The organism is Polaromonas sp. CG_9.5 (assembly GCF_035984465.1).
GTDB lineage: Bacteria > Pseudomonadota > Gammaproteobacteria > Burkholderiales > Burkholderiaceae_C > Polaromonas.
In genome coordinates this window covers 44,344-68,710 of sequence record NZ_JAXCHR010000019.1, presented here as the reverse complement: position 1 = coordinate 68,710, position 24,367 = coordinate 44,344, and the positions used below count along the sequence as shown (strand labels likewise).

Annotated in this window: 23 protein-coding genes; 22 read left to right on the top strand and 1 reads right to left on the bottom strand. The window is 53.2% G+C overall.

What is annotated here, in order from left to right; genetic code table 11:
- Positions 1-178: 178 nt before the first annotated feature.
- Positions 179-942, top strand: a protein-coding gene (locus RCH06_RS14130) for an IS5 family transposase (RefSeq protein ID WP_327082104.1) whose coding sequence is annotated in 2 segments (ribosomal slippage) — positions 179-514 and positions 517-942 — 762 coding nt in all. Because the reading frame shifts where the segments join, the coding sequence is not laid out codon by codon here.
- 334 nt (positions 943-1,276) lie between these two features.
- On the opposite strand, the gene RCH06_RS14125 is transcribed toward RCH06_RS14130, so the two are convergent.
- Positions 1,277-2,089 (bottom strand): IS5 family transposase, encoded by an 813-nt coding sequence (locus RCH06_RS14125; protein ID WP_327082103.1) that lies wholly within the window; start codon positions 2,087-2,089, stop codon positions 1,277-1,279.
- Between the two features lie 386 nt (positions 2,090-2,475).
- Between RCH06_RS14125 and RCH06_RS17905 the strand changes: the two genes are divergently transcribed.
- From RCH06_RS17905 to RCH06_RS14015, 21 genes are all read left to right on the top strand, one after another.
- Positions 2,476-2,859, top strand: coding sequence for a hypothetical protein (locus tag RCH06_RS17905; protein WP_442799668.1), 384 nt, complete (start codon positions 2,476-2,478; stop codon positions 2,857-2,859).
- 406 nt (positions 2,860-3,265) lie between these two features.
- The gene (locus RCH06_RS14110; RefSeq protein WP_327082100.1) at positions 3,266-4,441 is read left to right on the top strand and encodes a polysaccharide biosynthesis/export family protein; all 1,176 of its coding nucleotides are present in this window, start codon (positions 3,266-3,268) and stop codon (positions 4,439-4,441) included.
- 12 nt (positions 4,442-4,453) lie between these two features.
- Positions 4,454-4,897: a low molecular weight protein-tyrosine-phosphatase gene (locus RCH06_RS14105; RefSeq protein ID WP_327082099.1), complete on the top strand. Its 444-nt coding sequence runs from the start codon at positions 4,454-4,456 to the stop codon at positions 4,895-4,897.
- 41 nt (positions 4,898-4,938) lie between these two features.
- Positions 4,939-7,155, top strand: coding sequence for a polysaccharide biosynthesis tyrosine autokinase (locus RCH06_RS14100; protein ID WP_327082098.1), 2,217 nt, complete (start codon positions 4,939-4,941; stop codon positions 7,153-7,155).
- 31 nt (positions 7,156-7,186) lie between these two features.
- Positions 7,187-7,891 (top strand): polyprenyl diphosphate synthase, encoded by a 705-nt coding sequence (gene uppS / locus RCH06_RS14095; RefSeq protein ID WP_327082107.1) that lies wholly within the window; start codon positions 7,187-7,189, stop codon positions 7,889-7,891.
- A gap of 20 nt (positions 7,892-7,911) precedes the next feature.
- Complete coding sequence (locus tag RCH06_RS14090) at positions 7,912-9,015, top strand: MraY family glycosyltransferase (RefSeq protein ID WP_327082097.1); 1,104 nt, start codon at positions 7,912-7,914, stop codon at positions 9,013-9,015.
- Positions 9,016-9,045: 30 nt separating this feature from the next.
- The gene (tviB, locus tag RCH06_RS14085; RefSeq protein WP_327082096.1) at positions 9,046-10,344 is read left to right on the top strand and encodes a Vi polysaccharide biosynthesis UDP-N-acetylglucosamine C-6 dehydrogenase TviB; all 1,299 of its coding nucleotides are present in this window, start codon (positions 9,046-9,048) and stop codon (positions 10,342-10,344) included.
- Between the two features lie 75 nt (positions 10,345-10,419).
- Complete coding sequence (locus tag RCH06_RS14080) at positions 10,420-11,442, top strand: NAD-dependent epimerase/dehydratase family protein (protein WP_327082095.1); 1,023 nt, start codon at positions 10,420-10,422, stop codon at positions 11,440-11,442.
- Between the two features lie 108 nt (positions 11,443-11,550).
- Positions 11,551-12,627, top strand: coding sequence for a dTDP-glucose 4,6-dehydratase (rfbB, locus tag RCH06_RS14075; RefSeq protein WP_327082094.1), 1,077 nt, complete (start codon positions 11,551-11,553; stop codon positions 12,625-12,627).
- Positions 12,624-13,520, top strand: coding sequence for a glucose-1-phosphate thymidylyltransferase RfbA (gene rfbA / locus RCH06_RS14070; protein WP_327082093.1), 897 nt, complete (start codon positions 12,624-12,626; stop codon positions 13,518-13,520). Before rfbB ends, rfbA begins: the two co-directional genes overlap by 4 nt.
- Positions 13,517-14,059 carry a dTDP-4-dehydrorhamnose 3,5-epimerase gene (gene rfbC / locus RCH06_RS14065; protein WP_327082092.1) on the top strand — a complete coding sequence of 181 codons (543 nt, stop codon included), beginning with the start codon at positions 13,517-13,519 and terminating at the stop codon, positions 14,057-14,059. The genes rfbA and rfbC overlap by 4 nt, the downstream gene beginning before the upstream one ends.
- Positions 14,060-14,405: 346 nt before the next feature.
- Positions 14,406-15,686 (top strand): lipopolysaccharide biosynthesis protein, encoded by a 1,281-nt coding sequence (locus tag RCH06_RS14060; protein ID WP_327082091.1) that lies wholly within the window; start codon positions 14,406-14,408, stop codon positions 15,684-15,686.
- Positions 15,687-15,714: 28 nt separating this feature from the next.
- Entirely contained in the window at positions 15,715-16,698 is a 984-nt protein-coding gene (locus RCH06_RS14055) for an NAD-dependent 4,6-dehydratase LegB (protein ID WP_327082090.1), read from the top strand.
- A 7-nt stretch (positions 16,699-16,705) separates the two neighbouring features.
- Positions 16,706-17,857, top strand: coding sequence for a LegC family aminotransferase (locus RCH06_RS14050; protein WP_327082089.1), 1,152 nt, complete (start codon positions 16,706-16,708; stop codon positions 17,855-17,857).
- Positions 17,854-19,014: a UDP-N-acetylglucosamine 2-epimerase gene (gene neuC, locus RCH06_RS14045; RefSeq protein WP_327082088.1), complete on the top strand. Its 1,161-nt coding sequence runs from the start codon at positions 17,854-17,856 to the stop codon at positions 19,012-19,014. The genes RCH06_RS14050 and neuC overlap by 4 nt, the downstream gene beginning before the upstream one ends.
- Positions 19,011-20,102 (top strand): N-acetylneuraminate synthase, encoded by a 1,092-nt coding sequence (neuB, locus tag RCH06_RS14040; RefSeq protein WP_327082087.1) that lies wholly within the window; start codon positions 19,011-19,013, stop codon positions 20,100-20,102. The genes neuC and neuB overlap by 4 nt, the downstream gene beginning before the upstream one ends.
- Entirely contained in the window at positions 20,099-20,782 is a 684-nt protein-coding gene (locus RCH06_RS14035; protein ID WP_327082086.1) for an acetyltransferase, read from the top strand. The genes neuB and RCH06_RS14035 overlap by 4 nt, the downstream gene beginning before the upstream one ends.
- Positions 20,783-21,829 carry a nucleotidyltransferase family protein gene (locus RCH06_RS14030; RefSeq protein ID WP_327082085.1) on the top strand — a complete coding sequence of 349 codons (1,047 nt, stop codon included), beginning with the start codon at positions 20,783-20,785 and terminating at the stop codon, positions 21,827-21,829.
- Positions 21,826-22,836, top strand: a complete 1,011-nt coding sequence (locus RCH06_RS14025; RefSeq protein ID WP_327082084.1) for a Gfo/Idh/MocA family protein — start codon at positions 21,826-21,828, stop codon at positions 22,834-22,836. The genes RCH06_RS14030 and RCH06_RS14025 overlap by 4 nt, the downstream gene beginning before the upstream one ends.
- The gene (locus tag RCH06_RS14020; RefSeq protein WP_327082083.1) at positions 22,833-23,510 is read left to right on the top strand and encodes an acylneuraminate cytidylyltransferase family protein; all 678 of its coding nucleotides are present in this window, start codon (positions 22,833-22,835) and stop codon (positions 23,508-23,510) included. Before RCH06_RS14025 ends, RCH06_RS14020 begins: the two co-directional genes overlap by 4 nt.
- Entirely contained in the window at positions 23,507-24,286 is a 780-nt protein-coding gene (locus tag RCH06_RS14015; RefSeq protein ID WP_327082082.1) for an oxidoreductase, read from the top strand. Before RCH06_RS14020 ends, RCH06_RS14015 begins: the two co-directional genes overlap by 4 nt.
- Positions 24,287-24,367: the final 81 nt, after the last annotated feature.

Here is a 24,367-nt window from a genome sequence, read left to right as displayed (position 1 = left end):
TCCGGGTTAAGTGCACACCATCGTGGTGGGCAACTCCCCGGATACTGCCCGGCTCATCAACCCGGCGCAAGAATGGTGTTCGTCGGACGGTTACGTTAACAGGCTCTAGGGCGTGTCATCAATTGAAAGCAAGGCCAAAGCGCTTGAATACGAAGATGCTCACCTTATTTGGAAAAGCATGACCAGAAGATATGCACTCAGGGATGATCAATGGGACCGCATCAAGGATGTGCTGCCCGGACGCGAAGAAACTGTTGGCGTAACCGCCCGGGACAATCGGCTGTTCGTCGAGGCCGTGCTATACCGATACCGCGCCGGCATCCCCTGGAGAGATCTGCCCGAGCGGTTTGGTGACTTTCGGGTGGTGCATCTGCGCCACTCGCGCTGGAGCCGAACAGGCGTCTGGCAGCGCGTTTTTCAATCCCTGGCCGAGGATGCAGACAATGAGTACGTGATGATTGACTCGACCATCGTCAAGGCCCACCAGCACAGCGCGGGGGCAAAAAAAAGGGGCCTGGGCAATGCGAGGCCATCGGGCGCAGCCGGGGCGGCTTGACAACCAAGATCCACACCACGGTCGATGCGCTGGGAAACCCGACCGGTTTTCACTTGACACCCGGACAGGCCCATGACTTGGCGGGCGCGGACGTACTACTGAAGAATACGCCAGGCGCTACGGTCATCGCTGACAAGGCTTACGACGCCCAGGAACGGGTGATTGAGCCGCTGCAAAAAGCGGGCAAGGCAGTGGTGATTCCCTGCCTCAAAACGCGCAAGTACCAGCGCAGCCATGACAGAGACCTGTACAAGGCACGTCACTTGATTGAGAACTTCTTTGCCCGGCTCAAGCAGTACCGCGCCATCGCTACGCGCTATGACAAAACAGCGCGCAACTTTCTGGGCGCCATTCATCTGGCTGCCGCTGTGGTCTGGCTCAATTGATGACACGCCCTAGTCGCGCCTGTCACCACGCCGGAGTGGACCAGTCCGGTGCACGCGCATGTGCGCGGGCCGGGCTATTGCCAGTGACGCTGGCCATGCCCACGGCCACATCCGGCACAGCACGAAACGACAAAACAAAAGGAATACCCATGATGAACACGACCCTGGAGCAGCTTCGCGGTTTGAAGCTCAACGGCATGGCAGCAGGCTTGCAAGACCAACTCACCCAAGCGGGCATGACGGCCATGAGCTTTGAAGAGCGTCTGGCTTTGCTGGTAGACCGCGAGGTCTACTTTCACAATGACAAGCGGCAAACGCGCCTGCTTAGAGGGTGTTATGAACTAGCGCCTGGGGTTAAAAGCAGCGCGGCCTTTGGCAGCATGAGCATGGCAAATACCACGAAGTGCAGCCCGGCCAGTACCTCTGGCATGCGCTCGAAATCGCGGCTCAGGCGCCTGAACCTAGCCAACCAGGCAAAGCTGCGCTCGACGACCCAGCGTTTTGGCAGCAGCACAAAGCCCTTCTTCGCCTCGGGCAGCTTGACCACCTGCAACTCGACGCCGTTTTGCGCCGCATCGCTTTTGGCCTGCTGGCCCGTATAGCCTTGGTCTGCCCAAGCGAGCTTGACACTGTGTCCAGTCGCTTTTTGCACCTGCTCGCACAATGTATCGACCTGGGCGCGCTCTTGCTCGCTGGCGGGCGTGACGGTAAGCGCTATCAAATGACCCAGCGTATCGACAGCCGCATGCACCTTGGAGCCATTGCGCCGTTTGTAGCCGTCGTACCCGGCACGCGCGCCGCTTTCGCAACTGCTTTGCAGTGTTCGGCCATCCAGGGTGACAGCGCTGGGCTGGCCCTGGCGGCCTTGGGCAGTGCGGATGATGGAGCGCATGTCGCTGACCATCGCCTCAAAGCAGCCCGCTTCAAGCCAACGGCGAAACTGCTGGTAGACCACAGGCCAAGGCGGCAAATCATTGGGCAGCATGCGCCATGCGGCACCTGCGCGGGCGAGCCATCGAAGGGCATTGAATACTTCGCGCAAGCTGTAGCCCCGCTGGGGCGCCTGCTCGTCAATCAAGGCAAGGTAGGGTGCCACGAAGTCCCATTCTTCGTCGCTGACATCGCTGGAGTAAGAATTTCTGCTCATTCCAAGGAAGTAGGGGCAGCTCAAGAAATATCAGCCCTGAGTTCATAACACCCTCTAGAGGTGTGCATCCCGAGAATTTATAGATTTCAAAAAAATTTGTAACCCAAATCAACGGCGTGCATGCAGTAGAGGGCACAGTCGTACAGTCTTCGCAAGTGTGAGTACTCTTTGCTAAAATTCAGATAAACGAAAAAAATGCGTCAAATGATAAAAAAATATTCAGTTAAAGTTTTCTTGTTTAGTTTGTCAGAGTTGTATGAATTTTTTAAGCATTGGCTTTTTGTATCCTTGTTGTTAAAATTTCCTGCTAGCCCAATGAGTAGATTGGTAATTTTTTGCATGCATAGGCGATGATCATGGTTAAAACTAGCTGATGGGAGTCATAAATGGATTTCAAACATGATTTTGACGGAGAGAAGCATAGGCTCAGGCTTGATGAGCTTGAGTCTTTGTGGTTTCTGGCCTACACTCGTGCCCGTCTTGAGTTTATGGCTGTGCAGAATTTGCAGCAGCATAGTTTCCATGCCTACATTCCTTTTTATAAACGCTTGAAAATTTTAGTGCAGGCATGCAAACCATTTTTGAGCCCATGTTGTCCCGCTATACATTCTTCAGAATATCGCTCCGAGCCCAGTCTATTGCACCTGTTCGTTCAACCTGTGGCGTTGCGCAGGTGGTTAGTTTTGGTCATGAAATTGCAATGCTTGAATCCCACACTGTGGAAGCCTTCGGCCGCTGGGGCAAGAGCGTATTTCGGTATGTGTAACTGATTTGAGTGCCTTGCATGCTGGCCATGTGGTGCGGTTTTGCGATCCGGCTTTTAGCGGATAAAGGCTTGGTTAAAAGTGTCTCTATTCGCCGGGTGACGGTGTTGCTGGAGCTAATGGGCGTTAGCAAATAGTTAGTGTTGACCATAAGAAACTAGAAGCGGCCTGAATTTAAAACTGCGGTTCGATACTTACATACTGGCATTGACAGTTCGATCCGTCAGATTTTGCAGACTTAAAAAGTGTTTCATCTTCTAAAGGTGCAAAATACCGCGGTAGCGTGCATATCTGGTTGCTAATTGAGCACTTTTCCATTGATTGCTCTCGGCGTATATATTGCTGAGGTGATTGGATTGCAAGCCTTTGTCTAAAACTATCTATAGTTACTCATTTTTCCCAATTTATATCTATGTTCCAGAAATCAAATTTAACCCCTATGCTTGCGCGCTCGCATTGGGCTGTCATGGCCCTTGCGGTCGTTTCTGTGGGCGGTTGCGCCTTTGCGCCCGGACTGTCTATCGGCAAAGGGGTGCAAAAAACCAGCCAGTCTGTAAATAGCAGCGTCAGCACTTCGCAGGCTGTACAGCAGGGCGATCCAGCGCCGCCTGGTGCGCTGCTTGCCATCACACCTGATCTCATCATTCGGCAGCGCGCCTTGCAAAAATCAGCGCTGGGAACTGATGTGAAAGCTTTGTTTGGCAAGGGTATGGATTATGGTATCGGTCCCAGTGACGTGATTGATATCGTTGTATGGAATCATCCGGAACTCGGAGCCGCCACCACCGGCTATAAAGTCAATCCAGAAGGATTGATTCAATTTCCGCTGTTAGGTACTTTTAAGATTGCAGGGCTTACCGAAATTCAGGCGCGTGATCAACTTACACGTCGTCTGGCCAAGTTCTTCAATGACCCGCAAATTAACTTGCGTGTTAAGGATTACCGTGCCGGTCGTGTTTATATCGATGGCGAAGTCCGCAATCCAGGTCAGCAGGCCATCAACGATATTCCGATGACACTGCCCGAGGCCATCAGCCGCGCTGGAGGACTGACTCTCACTGCTGATGGTGCGTTGGTCGAAATTACCCGCAAAAGCGTTACTACCGTCGTTAATATGCCGCAACTGACAATGCTAGGAGTTAACCCGTCGAAAATTATGCTTGTTGCTGGCGACTTGGTGAGAGTGGGTAGTCGCGAAGAAAACAAGGTGTATGTATTAGGTGAAGTTACACGACCCATTGCATTGCCCCTGCGCAATGGCCGTATGACTCTCAACGAAGCACTGGGCGAGTCCCTAGGAGTTAATGCTCTTTCCGGTGATCCACGTCAAATTTACATTGTGCGTACGCGCAGCGGTGACGGCGCCATGGTTGCCGGTGAAGGCAGAGAAGTCTCGCCTATTACACCCGAGATTTACCATCTTGACGCCAGCAGCCCAACAGCCTATGCATTGGCAGAGGGTTTTGATCTGAAGTCGCGCGATGTAGTGTTCGTTGATCCTGTGCCGCTGGTGCTTTGGAACCGCGTGATCAGCCTTGTGCTGCCGAGCGCGCAGGCTGTGACTGTGACTCGTGCAGTCACCAATTGACATCCAAGGTTGATGAAAAATATCCTGACCGTCTGCATCGGTAACATCTGCCGTAGCCCTGTTGCCGAAGCGATGCTCAAAGCCCGCTTGCCTGACCGTAAGGTGTGGTCGGCGGGCTTGCATGCCGTGGTTGGTCATGGCGCTGACGCCACAGCTCGCCAAATTGCTGGGGAATTCAAGCTCGACCTGTCCGCTCATCGGGCCCAGCAGATTGCTGGATGGATGTGTTCGCATGCCGACTTGGTGCTCGTGATGGAAGTCAGCCACCAGCAAGAGCTTGAAAAGCTCTATCCTACTTCCCGTGGAAAAATCCATTGCCTCGGCGAGTTTGGTCCGCAAGGGCCTTTCGACATTGCCGACCCTTACCGCCAGTCCCGTGCGGCCTTCGAAGCTGCCCATGCGGCCATTGCCTTGGGCGTGGATCAATGGGTGCGCCGTATCAATCTTGTTTCGTGATGTCTGATCGAATGAATACTATCCAATCTCCCGCGTCTGCCATGCCTTTTGCCAAACGTCAGGACGACGACGAAATCGACCCGTTGGGCTTGCTCGATGTGTTGATTGACGCACGCTGGCTTATCGCCTGCGTTACTGCGCTGGTATTGGTGTTGGGCGGCGCATATGCCATGCTCACTCGCCCTGTGTATGAAGCTAACACCCTGCTTCAGGTCGAAGATAATAAGGCGGGCGGCGGCGGTGCGGTGGGCGAAGCGGCGAGCTTATTTGACATTAAGTCTTCAGCGCCAGCCGAGATGGAAATTCTCCGTTCGCGCTTGGTGGTCGGTCAGGCAGTGGATGACCTGCAACTGTACGTAACGGCTTCCCCGAGATACCTACCTTACGTAGGTAGTTGGTTAGCGCGAAGTGCTACCGGGTTGTCAACACCGGGTTTTCTGGGTATGGATGGTTATGTCTCGGGTAGCGAGTCCATCCGCCTTGGGTTGCTTGAGGTGCCTTCTGCCTTGCAAGGTCAGACTTTGTTATTGGTCGCCACCGAAAGCGGGTTTGAATTGCGAGACCCTGAGGGTCAGCCGCTGGTGCAGGGAAAAATCGGTGTGCCGGCTGAATTTGGCTCCGGTCAAGACAAGGGTCGAATTCTGGTGAGCGAACTCAAGGGCAAGCCGGGCGCTCAATTTAATGTGGCCCGCTCTTCCCGCTTGGGCGTAGTTGAAGGTTTGCAAAGCCGATTAATCATTGCTGAGCAAGGTCGTCAGTCCGGTGTGATCGGAGTGCAACTGCAAGGTACCGACCCCAAAAGTATTGCCCGTATCTTGAACGCCGTAGGTGTCAACTATGTGCGCCAAAATGTCCAGCGAAAGTCGGCTGAAGCTGAGAAATCCCTGAATTTTCTTGATGGTTTTTTGCCGGAAGTCAAAAAACAGATGGAAAACTCTGAGGTTTTATATAACCAGTTTCGTAACCAGAAGGGCGCGTTTGACCTGGGTACTGAAGGCTCTGGTTATCTCGGTAAAGCAGTGACGTTGCAAAGCAACTTATTCGAATTACAGCAAAAACGCCGCGAACAGCTCTCACAGTTCACAGCCGTCCATCCTACTGTTCAGACGCTCGATTCACAAATTGAGGCTGTTAAAAACGAAATTGCAGCCCTGACCAGCAAGATAAAAGGTTTGCCCAATATTGAGCAAGACCTGCTGCGCCTGACGCGCGACGTCAAGGTCAACAGCGAGCTTTATACCAACCTGATGACCAGTGCGCAGCAACTTCGCCTGGTCAAGGAGGGGAAAGTCGGTAATGTGCGCGTGGTTGATGAACCGGTCGTACCAGAGCGTTCCATCAAGCCGCAACGCGCAAAAATCCTGGCTATCAGCGGTATCTTCGGCCTGCTATTGGGCATGGCTCTGGCTTTCTTGCGTAACAGTCTGCGCCCAGGCATAAAAGACCCTGCCGAGATCGAATCGGCTACCGGTCTGCATGTCTTTGCCACCGTGCCGCATTCGCCTGAACAGGAAAAGCTGACTAAATTGATCAAAGCCCAAGCACCGGGCAACCATTTGTTGGCCATCACCCAGCCCGAAGATCCAGGTGTAGAGAGCTTGCGCAGCCTGCGTACAGCACTCCAATTTGCCATGCTTGATGCACGTAACAACATCGTGTTGTTCACTGGTCCTACCCCGGGCATTGGCAAATCATTTACCAGTGCCAACTTTGCCGCCGTGCTGGGCGCAGGCGGAAAACGCGTGCTGCTGATTGACGCCGACATGCGTAAAGGCCACATCCACCAGTTCTTTGGCTTGAAGCGCGGACAAGGCTTTAGCGAGTTGATTACCGGAACACGTGTCTTTAGTGACGTCGTGCATCGCAATGTTGCGCCCAATCTGGACCTGATTAGCACTGGGACTACGCCGCCTAATCCTGGTGAATTGCTGATGTCGCCTTCGACGCTGCAAGTACTGGAAAGCCTGTCAGGTCAATATGACCTGGTGCTGATCGATACCCCGCCTGCCTTGGCCGTGTCTGACACGCAAGTGATTGCGTCTCATGCAGGCACCGTGTTTTTGGTAGCGCGCGCTGAAGTGACTGCGTTGGGTGAGTTGCAGGAAAGCGTCAAACGGCTTGGCCAGGCCGGTGTGACCGTCAATGGCGTGGTGTTCAACGATCTGGACCTTAGTCGCCAGCGCTATGGCAGTTATGGTTACAAATATGGCCGCTACCGCTACACCAACTACCAGTACGGCAAAACTGACGCTCAGTAAAGTGAGTATGCAAGCTTTACCACAAAGGGTCATGCCACAGCATCTGGCCATCGTCATGGATGGAAACCGCCGCTGGGCTGCCAAGCGCGGTATGCCGCGTGCGCTCGGCCATGCCAGCGGTGCGCGTCGGGTTCGTCAGATCGTCCAAGCCTGCTCGGAACGTGGCATACGCTATCTCACGCTGTTTGCCTTCAGCACGGAAAACTGGCAACGTCCCGCCGACGAAGTCTCGAGCCTCATGCGCTTGTTGGTGCATTACCTGCAAAAAGAAGTGAGCGACATGCATGCCAGTGGCGTGCGTCTCAAAGTGGTAGGTGAACTGAGCCGTTTCGACCAGCGACTGCAAAATCTCATGGCCAGTGCGCAGGCCTTGACTGCGCACAACAACAAGATCACCCTGACCATCGCGGCTAACTACGGCGGCCGCTGGGACATGATGCAGGCCGTGCAAGCGTGGCAGGTTGCCAATCCGTCTTTAAGCGTCGCAGGCATGGATGAAGCAGCCATGCGCCCATACCTTAGTATGGCTTACGCGCCCGACCCCGAACTCCTCATTCGCACAGGCGGCGAGTCACGCGTCAGTAATTTTTTACTCTGGCAAATGGCGTACACCGAGATGTTTTTTACTGACACGCTTTGGCCTGACTTTTCTGCCTCGGTGCTTGATGAAGCGCTGGTCTGGTTCAGTGCCCGTGATCGTCGTTTTGGCGCTTGCAGCCAACAGGCCGTCAGTTAATTTTCACGGCGCGTCTAACCATGCAAGATATTTTCAGCTTCATTCCACTCGCTGCCCTGGTTGCCGGTGGTACGGCTTTGCTGGTCGCCCTGTTACTGGTCGCCACCCAGAATTGGCATGGTCATCACACCATGGATTCGGATGAGGGTATTCAAAAATTCCATACTGAGCCTACCCCTCGCGTGGGGGGCATTGCGATCGCGGCAGGCGTTGTTGCCGGCTATCTGATGGCGCATCCCGACAGACAGTCCCTGCTCGGGCCGCTGATTCTTGCCGGAATTCCGGCTTTTGCTTTTGGCTTGCTTGAAGACATCACTAAAAAAGTCAGCGTGCGCACCCGCTTGCTGGCCACAATGGGGAGCGGTGTGCTGGGATGGGCCATCACCGGTTATTCAATTACCAATGCCAATGTCTGGGGTATGAATTGGCTGCTGAGCTTTCCCCTTATTTCGGTTGCCTTTACGGCCTTTGCCATAGGTGGTATTGCCAATGCCATCAATATTATTGATGGCTTCAATGGACTGTCTTCTGGGACCGTATTGATTATTCTTGCTGCTTTTGCCGTCATGACCACTGCTTTGGGCGACCCCGATCTGGCACGCATTTGTCTGATTTTGGCGGGTGCCGTGGCTGGATTTTTGTTGGTTAACTGGCCGCTGGGCAAGATATTCTTGGGCGACGGAGGGGCTTACTTCATCGGTTTTGCCCTAGCTTGGATGGCTGTGCTGTTATTGCAACGTCATCCCGACGTATCGGCTTGGGCCCCCATGCTGGTGTGCGGCTTTCCGGTGCTGGAGGTGCTCTTCAGTATCGTGCGCCGCCGTCGTCGTCACCTGAGTCCTGGCGACCCCGACCGTCTGCATTTGCACAGTCTGGTCAAACGCCGTCTGGCACGTCGCCTGTTGCCAAAAGCATCCAATTTAACCCGCAATTCAGCCACAGGCGCCATCATGTGGCTGGCCGCATTAGTGCCAGCCTTGATTGCCGTTCAGTGGCCCACTCATACGCCCATACTGATATTCGGCTTTGTTTTTTGTGGCGTGTTGTATTCAGCCATTTATGCACGGTTGACACAGTTTCGATGGTGCTACAGGCCTGCTACGCTGATGGCTAAAGCGGCCTAAGTCTGTTTTCTTATTTTTGACCTCCTTTTTATGACATCAACAAAAAAAATACAAAACCCTGCGTTCCCCCTTTCCGTTGCAGTGATTGGCTTGGGATACGTGGGTTTGCCGCTGGCTGTTGAATTTGGCAAAAAGCGCTCGGTCGTTGGTTTTGACATCAATGTCAAGCGCATCGCCGAATTGCAAGCGGGGCATGACCATACGTTAGAGACCGAACCCGAAGAACTCCAGGCCGCCACTCATCTGCGTTTTAGCACTCAACTTGAAGACTTGCGCGCTTGCAACTGCTTCATTGTTACCGTACCCACGCCGATTGACGAACACAAGCGGCCCGACCTTACGCCGCTGATCAAGGCCAGCGAAACCGTTGGAAAAGTCCTCAAGCCCGGTGATATCGTGATTTACGAATCCACTGTGTACCCCGGCGCCACTGAAGAAGATTGTGTGCCTGTGCTCGAAAAATTCTCGGGCTTGAAGTTCAATGTGGACTTTTTTGCTGGCTACAGCCCTGAGCGCATCAACCCCGGCGACAAAGAGCACCGCGTCACTACCATCAAGAAAGTCACCTCCGGCTCCACGCCCGAAGTTGCCGACATTGTCGATGCGCTCTACAACGAAATCATTACCGCCGGCACCCACAAGGCCGCCAGCATCAAGGTAGCCGAGGCCGCCAAGGTGATTGAAAATACCCAGCGCGACCTGAACATTGCGCTCATCAACGAGCTGGCCATCATCTTCAACAAGATGGGCATTGACACCGAAGCGGTGCTGCAGGCTGCTGGCAGCAAATGGAACTTCTTGCCATTTCGTCCTGGTCTGGTCGGCGGCCACTGCATTGGCGTAGACCCGTACTACCTGACCCACAAGGCCCAATCGATTGGCTACCACCCCGAAATCATCCTGGCTGGTCGCCGTCTGAATGACAGCATGGGCCCTTACGTCGTGTCCCAACTGGTCAAAGCCATGACCAAACGCCGCGTCCATGTCGATGGCGCACGCATCCTGGTCATGGGTCTGGCGTTCAAGGAAAACTGCCCTGACCTGCGCAACACCCGCGTGGTCGATATCGTGGCCGAACTGCAAGACTACAACTGCCAAGTTGACGTATACGACCCCTGGGCCGCACCGGCTGAAGCCGAGCACGAATACGGCATTACCCCGGTCGCCCAGCCCGAATCTGGCACCTACGACGGCATCATCATCGCCGTGGCGCATCACCAGTTCAAAACCATGGGCGCTGCCGCCATCCGCGCCTTGGGCAAGCCCAATCATGTGCTGTACGACCTGAAATACCTGCTGCCCGCTGCCGAAAGCGACTTGCGGCTGTAAAACCCTGGAATTTAGAAGAAAACCAGCTCTTGCGCAAGCCAGACGTGCGCAAGCTGCTATGAATAAAGAAGTGAAATGACTGCTTATCAACGACTGCAAACCCGCCTGCCCACCGAGCCCCGCACCTGGCTCATCACTGGCGTGGCTGGCTTTATTGGCAGCAATTTGCTGGAAGCCCTGCTCAAACTCAACCAGCGCGTCGTCGGCCTGGACAACTTTGCCACCGGCCACCAGCGCAATCTGGATGAAGTTCAATCCCTCGTCACTGCCGCGCAGTGGGCGAACTTCAGTTTCATCAAAGGCGACATTCGTGAGCAGGTCGACTGCCAAAAGGCTTGCCACGGTGTTGACTATGTGCTGCACCAAGCGGCCCTCGGCAGCGTCCCCCGCAGCCTCGAAGACCCCATCACCACCAACAGCGCCAACATCACCGGCTTCTTAAACATGCTGGTCGCTGCCCGCGACGCCAAAGTGAAAAGCTTCACCTACGCCGCCAGCAGTTCCACCTACGGCGACCATCCCGCGCTGCCCAAGGTTGAAGACGCAATCGGCAAACCGCTCAGCCCTTACGCCGTCACCAAATACGTCAACGAGCTGTATGCTGAAGTGTTTGCCCGCAGCTACGGTTTCAACACCGTGGGCTTGCGCTACTTCAATGTATTCGGTCCCCGCCAAGACCCCAACGGCGCCTACGCCGCCGTTATTCCCAAATGGACAGCCGCACTGTTGCAAGGCGAGCCGGTGTACATCAATGGTGACGGTGAAACCAGCCGCGATTTCTGCTTTGTGGCCAATGCCGTGCAGGCCAACCTGCTGGCGGCCACTGCAACAAACCCCGAAGCCAGAAACCAGGTCTATAACGTAGCCGTAGGCGATCGCACCACCTTGAACATCCTGTACGCCCTGCTGCGCGACAACCTCGCGGCCCATGGCGTCAGCGCCAGCGTACAGCCCGTGTACCGCGACTTTCGCGCCGGTGACGTGCGCCACAGCCAGGCCGATATTGGCAAAGCGCAGCGCTTGCTGGGTTACGCCCCCACGCACCGGCTGGCCGAAGGCGTGGCCGAAGCCATGCCTTGGTATGTAGCCCAAAAGTAATGATGAAAAATGCCTCTTGCGCACGCACTATTTGCGTAAGCAGCTATTAAAAAAGAAGCAGATGACTTCCCTCCAACACCCGCAGCCGTTGATGTTGCGCGACACGCCGTGACCATTCTCATCACCGGTGCAGCCGGCTTCATTGGTGCCAACTTCGTCCTCGACTGGCTGGCCCAGTGCGACGAGCCTGTCGTCAACCTCGACAAGCTGACCTATGCCGGCAATCTGGAAACGCTGACATCGCTGGACGGCGACGCGCGGCATATCTTTGTGCACGGCGACATTGGGGATTCCGAACTGGTTGCCAGCCTGCTGGCGCAGCACCAACCCAGGGCTGTCCTGAACTTCGCTGCTGAAAGCCATGTGGACCGCTCCATCCACAGCCCTGAAGACTTCATCCAGACCAATATCGTTGGCACCTTTCGTCTGCTCGAAAGCGTGCGCGCCTATTGGAATCAACTCGAAGCCGAAGCCAAGGCGGCCTTTCGCTTCCTGCACGTCTCCACCGACGAGGTCTACGGCTCCTTGAGTGCGACCGATCCGGCCTTTACCGAAACCCATCGCTACGAGCCCAACAGCCCGTACTCGGCCAGCAAAGCCGCCAGCGACCACCTGGTGCGCGCCTACCACCACACCTACGGCCTGCCGGTGCTGACCACCAACTGCTCGAACAACTACGGCCCCTATCATTTTCCTGAAAAGCTCATTCCGCTGATGATCGTCAACGCCCTGGCCGGCAAGGCGCTGCCGGTGTACGGCGACGGCATGCAGGTGCGCGACTGGCTGTACGTCAAGGACCACTGCAGCGCCATTCGCCGCGTGCTGGAAGCCGGGCGGCTGGGCGAGGTGTACAACGTCGGCGGCTGGAACGAAAAGCCCAACATCGAGATTGTCAACACCGTCTGCGCCTTGCTCGACGAGATGCGCCCCCAAGCAGACGGTACCAGCTACCGCACGCAAATCACCACCGTCAAAGACCGCCCCGGCCACGACCGGCGCTACGCCATCGACGCCGGCAAGATCGAGCGCGAGCTGGGCTGGAAACCGGCGGAAACCTTTGCGTCCGGCATCCGCAAGACCGTGCAGTGGTACTTGGCTAATGCCGAGTGGGTGGCCAATGTGCAAAGCGGCGCCTACCGCGACTGGGTGCAGACGCAATACGCAAAAGAGGACGTGCTCCAGTGATTAAAAATACTCAACGCAAAGGCCTCATCCTCGCTGGCGGCTCGGGCACGCGCCTGCACCCGGCCACGCTGGCCATCAGCAAACAGTTGCTGCCGGTGTACGACAAGCCGATGATCTATTACCCGCTCAGCACCTTGATGCTGGCCGGCATCAAAGACGTGCTCATCATCAGCACCCCGCAAGACACTCCGCGCTTTGTCCAGCTGCTGGGCGACGGCAGCCAGTGGGGTATCAACCTTCAATACGCCGTGCAAGCCAGCCCCGATGGCCTGGCGCAAGCCTTCCTCATTGGAGAAGACTTTGTCGGCAACCATCCCAGTGCTTTGGTGCTGGGCGACAACCTGTTCTATGGCCACGACCTGGTCAATCTGCTTGCCACCGCAGACCGCCAAGCCAGCGGTGCCACCGTGTTTGCCTACCACGTGCAAGACCCCGAGCGCTACGGCGTCGTGGCCTTCGACAAAACCGGCAAAGCCAGCAGCATTGAAGAAAAACCCCTCAAGCCCAAAAGCAACTACGCCGTCACCGGCCTGTACTTCTACGACAACCAGGTGGTTGACATAGCCAAGGCCGTCAAGCCCAGCGCACGCGGCGAGTTGGAGATCACCACCGTCAACCAGGCTTACCTCGATCAAAACCAGCTCAATGTGCAAATGATGCAGCGCGGCTATGCTTGGCTGGACACTGGCACCCACGACAGCCTGCTGGAAGCGGGCCAGTTCATCGCCACACTGGAGCGCAGGCAAGGCCTGAAGATCGCCTGCCCCGAAGAAATCGCCTTTCGCAACGGCTTTATCACTGCCGAGCAACTTGAAAAGCTGGCTCAGCCCCTGGCCAAAAGCGGCTACGGCCAATACCTGCAGCGCTTGCTGGCAGAAGCAAGCCCATCATGAAAGTCACGCTGACGGCTATTCCCGATGTGCTTGTCATCGAACCCAAAGTGTTTGGCGACGCGCGCGGCTTCTTCTATGAAAGCTTCAACCAAAAAGCCTTCAACGACGCCACCGGTCTCAACCTGAACTTTGTACAAGACAACCACAGCCGTAGCGGCAAGGGCGTGCTGCGCGGACTGCATTACCAAATCCAGCAGCCTCAAGGCAAGTTGGTGCGCGTGGTGCGCGGTGCGGTGTTTGACGTAGCGGTCGATATTCGCAAGGGGTCACCCACTTTCGGCCACTGGGTCGGTATGGAACTGAGCGAAGAAAACCACAAACAGCTGTGGATCCCCGCAGGCTTTGCGCACGGGTTCATGGTGACCAGCGAGTCGGCAGAATTTTTGTATAAGACCACCGACTACTACGCGCCCGCGCATGAGCGCTGCATTGTGTGGGATGACCCGGCCATTGGCATTCAATGGCCCCTATCGACCGCGCCCAGCTTGTCAGACAAAGACCAGCAAGGCCTGGCGCTAAGCGAAGCAGAGACGTTTTGAAGATCGTACGCAATGTGCACTGCATAATATATCGCTCTATAGTGATCCGCAATGACTTGGTTTGGCGGTGCTATAGCAAAGAGTTTTGAAATAGCTTTCGTTTTGTGATTACTATTTGGCTCGTGCTTTGAATTATTTTAAAAGTGCACGAATTTAAATTTAAGTTATCGTCTTTGTAAGCTAGTGATAATTTACTATCAAAAAAAAATTTAAAAATTTTATGTTACCGGCTTTAAAATTTATAAGTATCTAATTATTCGTTTATTTGTTGTAATGTAGAAGATTGACAAATCTAATTCTTTTCATTATTAAAAAAATTACTATTTGCTATCAGAAAATCGTGACGATGTTTGCAAAAATAAAAAATAACAGTCTTTTATCAAGCTCTGCTGTTTACCTGTTTTCTAACCTTCTTGCTGCTGCAATTCCTTTTGCCCTGCTTCCTATATTGACTCGTTATCTCAGTCCGGTTGAATACGGCGAGATTGCTATGTTTCAAACCCTGATAGCTGCATTGGCTGCTTTTGTGGGTCTCAGCGGTGTTGGCGCAGCCGCAAGAAAGTATTACGACACTGACCTTAATACGGCAGACTTCAAAGCTTACATCGGATCTTGTTTTCAGGTTCTTGTTGGAAGCAGCTTGATTGTTTTTTTTATAATTTTTTTGTTTAGGCAAAGAATTTCAGAATTAGTCAGCCTGAACGAAAAGTGGATTTTTCTTTCAGTTGCGGTTGCAGCCACAGGATTTATCATTCAAATGCGCCTGGGTCTGTGGCAGGTAAAAAAAAGTGCTCGCCCTTATGGCATTCTCCAAGTCAGCCAAAGTTTGAGTAATATGCTTTTATCCTTGTTATTCGTCGTCACTCTGGCGCAAGGCGCAGCCGGCCGCATCAATGCTCAGGTTTACGTCACTTTTTTGCTTGCAGGAATTTCAATATATCTTTTGCGCCGCGATGATTTCTTGACGTTTAAATGGCGACCCGATCAAATCAGGGAAATTCTCAATTTCGGTGTGCCACTCATTCCCCATATTGGCGGTATATTTATACTCAGTTCTTTCGATCGATTTGTTATTAACTCAAAGCTTGGTCTGGCAGAGACGGGCGTTTACATGGTAGCCGTTCAATTGACAAGTGCCATGGGCATCGTATTTGACGCAGTTAACAAAGCCTATGTGCCTTGGCTTTATGAACGGCTCAAACGCGATCTGCCTGAGGAAAAACGTCAAATCGTTCGTTGGACTTATGTTTATTTTATGTTTGTGTTATTGATCGCAGGGCTTGCATTTTTGATTGGCCCCTATCTTACGGTATTGATTGCCGGTGAACGATATGCTGAAGCTGGCAAGGTGGTAGGTTGGCTAGCCTTGGGGCAAGCATTTGTCGGCATGTATTTGATGGTGACCAATTACACTTTTTATGCTAGAAAAACTGGCCTACTGTCATTGTCTACGATTGTCTCCGGACTGCTTAATATCGGCCTGCTCATACTGTTTATTGACTTGTTCGGCTTAGTGGGTGCCGCAATGGCCTTTGCGATTTCTATGGCAGTCCGATTCCTTTTCACCTGGTTTGTCGCCCAAAAATGCCATCCCATGCCATGGGTTCAATTCCTAAAATCCGCCTGATCAATATCGGCATCAATTTTATTTAACTATGACCAAAAATGTGCTCATTACTGGCGCCGACGGTTTTATCGGCTCTCACCTCACCGAACTATTAGTCCGTGAGGGCTATAAAGTAAAAGCTTTATCTCAATACAATTCTTTTAATTATTGGGGATGGTTGGAAGATGTAAGTTGTTTAAAAGACATCGAAGTTTTAAATGGCGATGTGCGTGACCCTCATTACTGCAAGCATATTACCAAGGAGGTGGATATCATATTTCACCTTGCTGCGCTAATAGCTATCCCATATTCGTATCTCGCCCCGGACAGCTATGTTGACACCAACATCAAAGGCACATTGAATATTTGTCAGGCAGCATTAGAGAATAATGTCGAGCGTGTGATTCACACTTCAACCAGCGAGGTATACGGCACCGCTCAATATGTGCCGATTGATGAAAAACATCCGCTCCAAGCGCAGTCCCCTTATAGTGCCTCCAAAATTGGTGCTGACGCAATGGCAATGAGTTTTTTTAATGCTTTTAATCTTCCCATTACTATTGCCCGCCCATTCAATACCTATGGTCCTCGACAATCCGCCCGGGCGGTCATCCCAACCATCATCAGTCAGATTGCCAGTGGCAAAAAGCAAATCAAGCTTGGCGATGTCACACCCACACGCGATTTCAACTACGTAGCTGACACCTGTCGTGGCTTTCTTGCCTTGGCTCGTTGCGACCAAGCTATTGGTGAAACAGTAAATATCGGCTCAAACTTTGAAATTTCAGTTGGCGATACACTTAACCTGATTCGAGAACTGATGAACAGCGATGTTCAATTCCTGATGGATGAGCAGCGAATCCGGCCAGAAAAATCTGAAGTGTTCCGGCTCTGGTGCGACAACTCCAAAATCCGCGATTTCACCGGCTTTGAGCCGCAGTACAACATCCGGCAGGGCCTTCAGGAAACGATTAACTGGTTTACACGCCCGGAAAACCTTGCCAAATACAAAGCAGACATCTACAACGTCTAAACCCAACATGTTTGCCCATCTCATCCGCTTCATTCGTGACCAATACCGTACGAAAGACTTTATTCCTCTCCATGCCCCTGTTTTTAACGGACAAGAGCGCAACTATGTGCTTGAAACTATCGATTCAACTTTTGTTTCCAGCGTAGGTGCTTTCGTTGACCGTTTTGAGAATGAAATGGCCGCTTATACCGGCAGTCCGCGTGCTGTCGCCACTGTCAATGGCACTGCAGCGCTGCATGCGGCGCTTTTGCTTGCGGGTGTGAAGCGCGGAGAACTCGTCATCACCCAGTCACTCACCTTCATCGCTACCTGCAACGCTATTAACTATTGCGGTGCTGAACCGGTGTTTATCGACGTAGACCGGCATACCCTTGGCCTTTCCCCCAGCGCACTGGATGCTTGGTTGCAGGACAACGCACGCATGGACAGTGAAGGCACCTGCCGTACAAAAGACGATGACAAAATCATCCGTGCCTGCTTGCCCATGCACACCTTCGGGCACCCTGTGGCGCTTGATGATCTGCTGGGAGTCTGCACACGTTGGAACCTGGTATTGGTTGAAGACGCAGCAGAATCGCTGGGCAGCTTTTACAAGGGGCGCCACACCGGCACCTTCGGCCAGCTCGGCACGCTCAGCTTCAACGGTAACAAAATCATCACCACCGGGGGTGGCGGCATGATCCTTGCCAATGAAGAGTTAGGTAAGCGGGCCAAACACCTGACCACCACGGCCAAGAAGCCACACCCCTACGAGTTTGTTCATGACGAAGTTGGCTTCAACTACCGTTTACCCAACCTGAATGCCGCACTGGGCTGTGCGCAGTTGGAACAGCTTGAAGGGTTCATTGCTGCCAAGCGCTCACTGGCCGCCCGCTATGCCGAGGAGCTACAGGGTAGCGACCTGCAATTTTTCCATGAGCCACATGACTGCCGCTCCAACTACTGGCTCAATGCCGTGATCTGCGAAAGTGGCGAACAGCGCGATGCGCTGATCAAGACGACCAACGATCAAGGTGTGATGACACGCCCAATCTGGAAGTTGATGAATCACCTACCCATCTATGCGCACTGCCGCAAGGGCGATTTGAGCAATGCCGAGTGGCTGGAAGTGCGGGTTGTCAATTTGCCAAGCAGTGTGCTTCCGGAGTTCCTGCAATGAAGCGGAAGATTGCAGTTTTTACGGGTACTCGCGCCGAATACGGGCTCTTGTACTGGCTGATGAAAGACATCCAGACCAGCGAAACGCTGGCACTGCAGGTCATCGTCACCGCGATGCACCTGTCGCCTGAATTTGGTGAAACGTGGAAGCAAATCGAACAAGACGGCTTCAACATTGATGCCAAAGTTGAAATGCTCTTGTCCTCGGATACCCCGGTTGGTGTGGTCAAGTCCATGGGGCTGGGCACCATCGGCTTTGCCGATGCGCTAGACCGCCTAAGGCCCGACGTCCTGATCGTGCTTGGTGACCGCTTCGAGGCGCTTGCAGTTGTGCAGGCTGCACTCATTATGCGCATCCCGGTTGCGCATTTGCATGGCGGCGAGATCACCGAAGGTGCTTACGATGATGCAATCCGCCATGCCATCACCAAAATGGCAAGTCTTCATTTCGTTGCAGCTGAACCATATCAGCAACGAGTGATTCAGATGGGTGAGGCCCCACCTACGGTCTTTAATGTTGGTGCTATTGGTCTGGATCACCTTCAGCGCAGCCCCCGGATGGAGTTGGGTGAACTCGCCGCTAGCTTGGGTTTCGAACTGCGTGAACCCTATCTACTCGTCACACATCACCCTGTCACCCTGCTTGAAGAAGACCCTGAGGAAAGCTTCAGGGCACTCTTGGCTGCACTTGACAGATTCCCCGACTTCCAAATCATCCTGACCTACCCCAATGCGGATAACGGAGGGCGAGTGATCATCCCTCTCCTGGAAGAATATGCGCGCAGCCAAACCCATCGAGTTCTCGCTATTCCGTCGCTCGGTTTCAAGCGTTATTTGAGCGCGCTAAGCAAGGCTTCAGCAGTAGTAGGTAACTCGTCCAGCGGCATTATTGAAGCCCCTGCATTCGGAATTCCGACGGTCAATATTGGCTCAAGGCAACTCGGAAGGTTGGCGGCAGATTCGGTCTTGCACTGCGCACCAACTGCCGAAGCGATCGAGCAGGCGCTTACCAAAGCGCTCTCGCCAGACTTTGCAAAGATGTGCCGGAACGTTTCAAATCCATATGGACAAGGCAGCGCGGCCACGGCAATCGTCAAGGTTCTTGAGTCGCACACGGGGCCTTTTCATAAACACTTTCACGACATGGGCATTAAATGATGAAGCGACCAGATCCTGATCACGTCTACATCATCGCCGAAGCGGGCGTAAACCATAACGGCCAGCGCGACCTGGCTTTTGCGCTAGTGGATGCAGCCGCCGAAGCTGGCGCAGATGGAGTGAAGTTCCAGACCTTCGATGCGCAGAAGCTTGCCTCGAAAAGCGCACCAAAGGCTGCTTACCAAAAGCAAAGTACCGATGCGGCTGAAAGCCAGCTTGCGATGCTGAAAAAACTGGAACTGCCACGCGAGTGGCACCAGGAACTACAGGCTTACTCGCGGCAAAAGGGTATCGAATTTCTTTCAACCGCTTTCGATACGGACAGCCTCGCGTTCCTGGTTGAGCTGGGCATGCCCCTCTTCAAGATACCCTCGGGCGAACTCACCAATGGCCCTTTGTTGTGGCAATTCGCCCGCACGCGCAAGCCGCTGATTCTCTCCACAGGCATGGCAACCTTGTCTGAAGTGGAGCAGGGGCTGGCCATCGTGGCGCACGCGCTGAATGCAGAGGCCGAACCTGCCAATATGGATGAGGTTTGGCGTGACTGGAGCAAGGCAGAGTATAGAAATAGTTTGCGCGGTCACATCACCCTACTGCACTGCACTTCGCAGTATCCAACCCCCCTTAACGAAGTCAATCTGCGTGGCATGGATACGCTCGCTTCTGCCTTTGGATTGGCCGTGGGCTATTCCGATCACACCCGAGGCATCCTGATACCGGTGGCGGCTGTAGCGCGCGGCGCCACCGTCATTGAAAAGCACTTCACGCTGGATCGCACCTTGCCCGGGCCGGATCATCAGGCCTCACTCGAGCCGGATGAGCTGAAACAGATGGTGGGAGATATTCGGGCGCTGAAAGCCGCGCTGGGCGATGGCTGCAAAGCGCCGCAACCCAGCGAATGGGACACCCGTCAGGCGGGCCGCCAGCAGGTGGTGGCCGCCCGTGACATTCCTGCAGGCGCTGTCTTGACACGCCAAGACTTAACCACCGCGCGTAGCGGGGCGGGCCTGCCGCCTACGGCACTGTGGGGCCTCGTTGGTCAGCCGGCCAGTCGCTGCTTTGCCGCAGGCGAAATCATTGAGCCATGAGCGAGCCAAAAATGTTTAGGCAACCACTCGTAATGATCGGTGCAGGTGGTCACGCTAAGGTGTTGCACGCACTGGCGATGGCGCTTGGCCACAACATTGTGGGGGTGTGTGATCCGCAACTCTTTCAACAAGGCCAATCCCACTGGCGAGGTGTGCCCGTTCTTGGTGGGGATGACGCCTTGGCGCAATTCGACACTTCCACTTTTGGGCTGATCAATGGCATTGGACAGTTGGTAGGTAGTCAGGCGCGTAAGGCGATATACGAACGCCTGCGTCAAGCAGGTTTCAATTTCCCTGCGCTGGTGCACCCTGCCGCATGGATATGCTCCAGTGCCACGCTGGCGCAAGGGGTGCAGATCATGGCTGGCGCGGTTGTCCAACCCGACTGCTGCATTGGCGAAAACAGCATTATCAATACGCACGCCAGCATCGATCACGATTGCGTAATCGGTGCACATGTGCATATCGCACCCGGTGCAACCCTTTGTGGCGGTATTCGGGTGTTAGACGGCGCCTTCATTGCTGCCGGCGCCACTCTCATACAAGGGGTAACGGTCGGATTAGGGGCCGTCGTTGGCGCGGGCAGCATCCTCACGCGTGATTTGGAAGCCAATCAAGTCATATTGGGCTCGCGCCCATGGGTCAGTAATACCGCAACAAAATTAAAGTCGGATATATAAATGAAGTCTTGGAAATCCGTTCTTGTACGTCCTGAAACTTCACTGGAAGAAGCAATTGCCACACTCGACTGTGGAGCCCTGCGCATTGCCATCGTCGTCGATGAACAAGACCGCCTGCTTGGCACACTCACCGATGGCGATGTACGTCGCGCACTCCTCAAGCATTTGCCCTTGGACATCCCCGTCGGGGAAGCGATGTGCGCTACGCCGCAAACGGCGCAGCGAGATTGGAGCAGGGAACGCGTGCTTGCTGTCATGGAAAGCACGCAACTGCTGCAGTTACCGGTGGTCGATATTGATGGGCGCGTTGTTGGGCTGGAGACACTGCACGGGCTTCTCGAAAAACGCCTACTGAACAACCCGGTCTTCTTGATGGCCGGTGGGTTTGGCACCCGTCTGCATCCGCTTACCCACGATTGCCCCAAACCACTGTTGAAAGTGGGCGATAAACCGATCCTTGAACTTATCCTGGAGGGATTCATCAATGCTGGCTTCCATCGATTCTTCATCTCCACGCATTACCTTTCGGAGATGATTAAAGAGCACTTCGGCGACGGAAAGCGCTGGGGCATCAGCATTCGCTACGTGCATGAAGAGGATCCGCTAGGTACCGGTGGCGCGCTAGGCCTGCTGCCACATCATGAGATTGATGAGCCCATGTTCTTGATGAATGGAGATTTGCTCACAACGCTAAACTATCGCGGCTTGCTCGACTTTCATAAGGAGCATGGCAATATCGCAACGATGTGCGTGCGCGAATATGAGCATCAGGTTCCGTACGGGGTTATCCAGAGCGACGAACACCGGATTCTATCCATGGTTGAGAAACCCATACAGAAATTTTTCATTAATGCTGGGGTTTATGTCTTGTCGCCTGAATTAGTCAAAAGCGTCGAACCCGGCACCCGTGTAGATATGCCGACGCTGTTGACGCAGCAGATAGATAAGGGCAACGATGTAAGTATGTTTCCGTTGCATGAGTATTGGCTGGATATTGGTCGTATGGAGGATTATCAGCGAGCGCAGACGGAGGTGCCTCGCCTATGAACGCCCGTTCACGTTACTTGGTGATTGGCAGTGGGAGTATTGCCAAGAGGCACATCCGCAATCTAAAAACCGTGTTCAAGGATTCGGAGGTCGGTTGTGTTTCTTCCTCTGGGCGACGCTTAAGTTTGGAAGAGACGGGTGCACATCGAGTTTTCGATGATCTTCAGTCTGCATTGGATTGGCATCCACGCTTTGGTATTGTGGCTTCTCCGGCCCCATTTCACCCTGAGCATGCTGCAATATTGGTGCGGCACGGATGCCCCGTATTGATCGAAAAGCCGATAGCGGACTCCACCGAACGTTTTGCTGTCTTCAGCGATGTGCTCCGCAGTGGCGCAGCACCAGTTGAGGTAGGTTATACCCTGCGGCACTTGCCTTCAGCTCAGCGCTTAAAGGCATTGCTGGACGCCGCCGTTGTGGGGCGAGTCCATAGCGTGTTGGTCGACACAGGGCAGTATTTACCTGATTGGCGTCCTGGCTCGGATTATCGGCAGAATGTCTCTGCTCAGAGAGCGCTGGGAGGGGGTGTGCTTCTTGAACTAAGTCATGAGTTTGACTACCTCCAATGGCTTTTTGGTAAGTTTGATCGAGTGTTTGGAATGTTTTCGCGCAGTGGCATGCTTGACATTGATGTTGAAGACAAAATTGACGTAACGCTTACTCGGTGTGATGGGCTTGTTGTTCAGGTTCATATGGATTTCCTGCAGCGGGCGCCCACGCGCATCTGCAAGATCATTGGTGAGGATGGTAACCTTATTTGGAACTTGATTGATAACCGGATCGACCGTCAAGTGGGTAGTCGAACGGAGTGCCTATTTGAAGACTTGAATTTTGATCGAAACGAAATGTATATAGCGCAGCTACGGCGCTTCTCAAGAGTGGTCAATGGGGAAATCAATCCCATGGTTAGCATAGACGACGCGTTGAATACCTTGAAGGTTATAGATGCTATTCGTCTGTCCTCAGAGCAAGGCTTGCTAATTCCAATTTCTGGAGTTTTATTATGAAAGTGTATGCATTTATTTTTGCGAGAGGAGGATCAAAAGGTCTCCCCGGTAAAAATATTCGTAAGTTAGGCGGTATACCTCTATTGGCACACTCCATTCGTGTCGCGCAACTGGTGCCAGGCATTAATGAAGTCTTTGTCTCGACAGATGCTGATGACATTGCATCGGTCGCAGCGGAGTTTGGTGCAACCGTAATTAAGCGTCCGGTAGAACTTGCCTCCGATACCGCCTCAGAGTGGTTGGCTTGGCGTCACGCGATTGAGTATCTTCTTGCCGAAGGCAAACCTTTTGACGTATTTTTGAGTCTGCCTGCAACCAGTCCACTTCGTTCCGTCGATGATGTGCAGAAATGCCTTGATGCATTGGATGTAGAAACCGATGTGGTTATTACTGTTACCCCTGCGGCTCGTAGCCCGTATTTCAACATGGTCACTAGAGACCAAGATGGAATGAGCCACATCGTGATGGGACTTGGCAAGACAGTACGTCGGCAGGATGCGCCGCCTATTTACGACATGACCACGGTGGCTTATGTTGCGCGGCCAACCTTCATATTAAACCAGCCTGGATTATTCGCTGGACGGGTGCGCTCCGTCATAGTTCCGAAGGAACGAGCGGTAGATATTGATGATGCTTATGACTTTGTTGTCGCGGAGGCCTTGTGCAAACCATGAACCGATTCCCATCCCTTGAAGAAAAGACAATAGTCATAGTCGGTGCAGGCGGACGAATTGGAAGAGAAATTACAACTGCCGTTTTGACTGCTGGGGCACAAGTCGTTGCTATTGATTGCAATGACGACGCTCTTTCGGGTTTGAGTAACTTTTCTGGAGGTGGCGCGGGACGGCTACTTCCTGTCAAAGCTGACATCACGAATGTCGCATCAATAGAGCAAATGCTATCGCTTGCGAATGATCGATTTGGCATTGTCAATGGTGCGGTTAATGCCGCGTATCCAAGGAATTCAAACTACGGACGTCCTTTTTTTGAGGTTGAATTCGCAGATTTCAGTGAGAACCTATCTCTTCATCTTGGTGGATATTTTTTATTTATGCAGCAATGTGCAAAGTACGCAATAAGCACACGCAGCAACTTTTCACTGGTTAATCTCTCATCGATTTATGGCGTAATGGCACCCCGTTTCGAGGTTTATGAAGAAGCTTCGTTTACTATGCCGGTCGAATATGCTGCCATTAAATCAGCAATAATTCACCTTACAAAATACGCGAGTGCTTATGCAGGTGAATATTTTCGTGCAAACTGCGTAAGTCCGGGTGGTATTTTAGCGGGGCAAGATGATTCCTTTCTACAGCGTTACAACAGTCATTGCATGCGTAAAGGAATGTTGTCGGCGAATGATGTTGCGGGGAGTATTGTATTTTTGTTATCTGATATTTCTGAGTTTATTACTGGTCAAAATATTGTAGTGGATGATGGATTCTCATTATAAATATCAGATAAAATTTTATTTCGATTAGATTGGTTAATTCAGCACGCGCTACAAGCATGGCGCATTACCTTTCCGGACTCA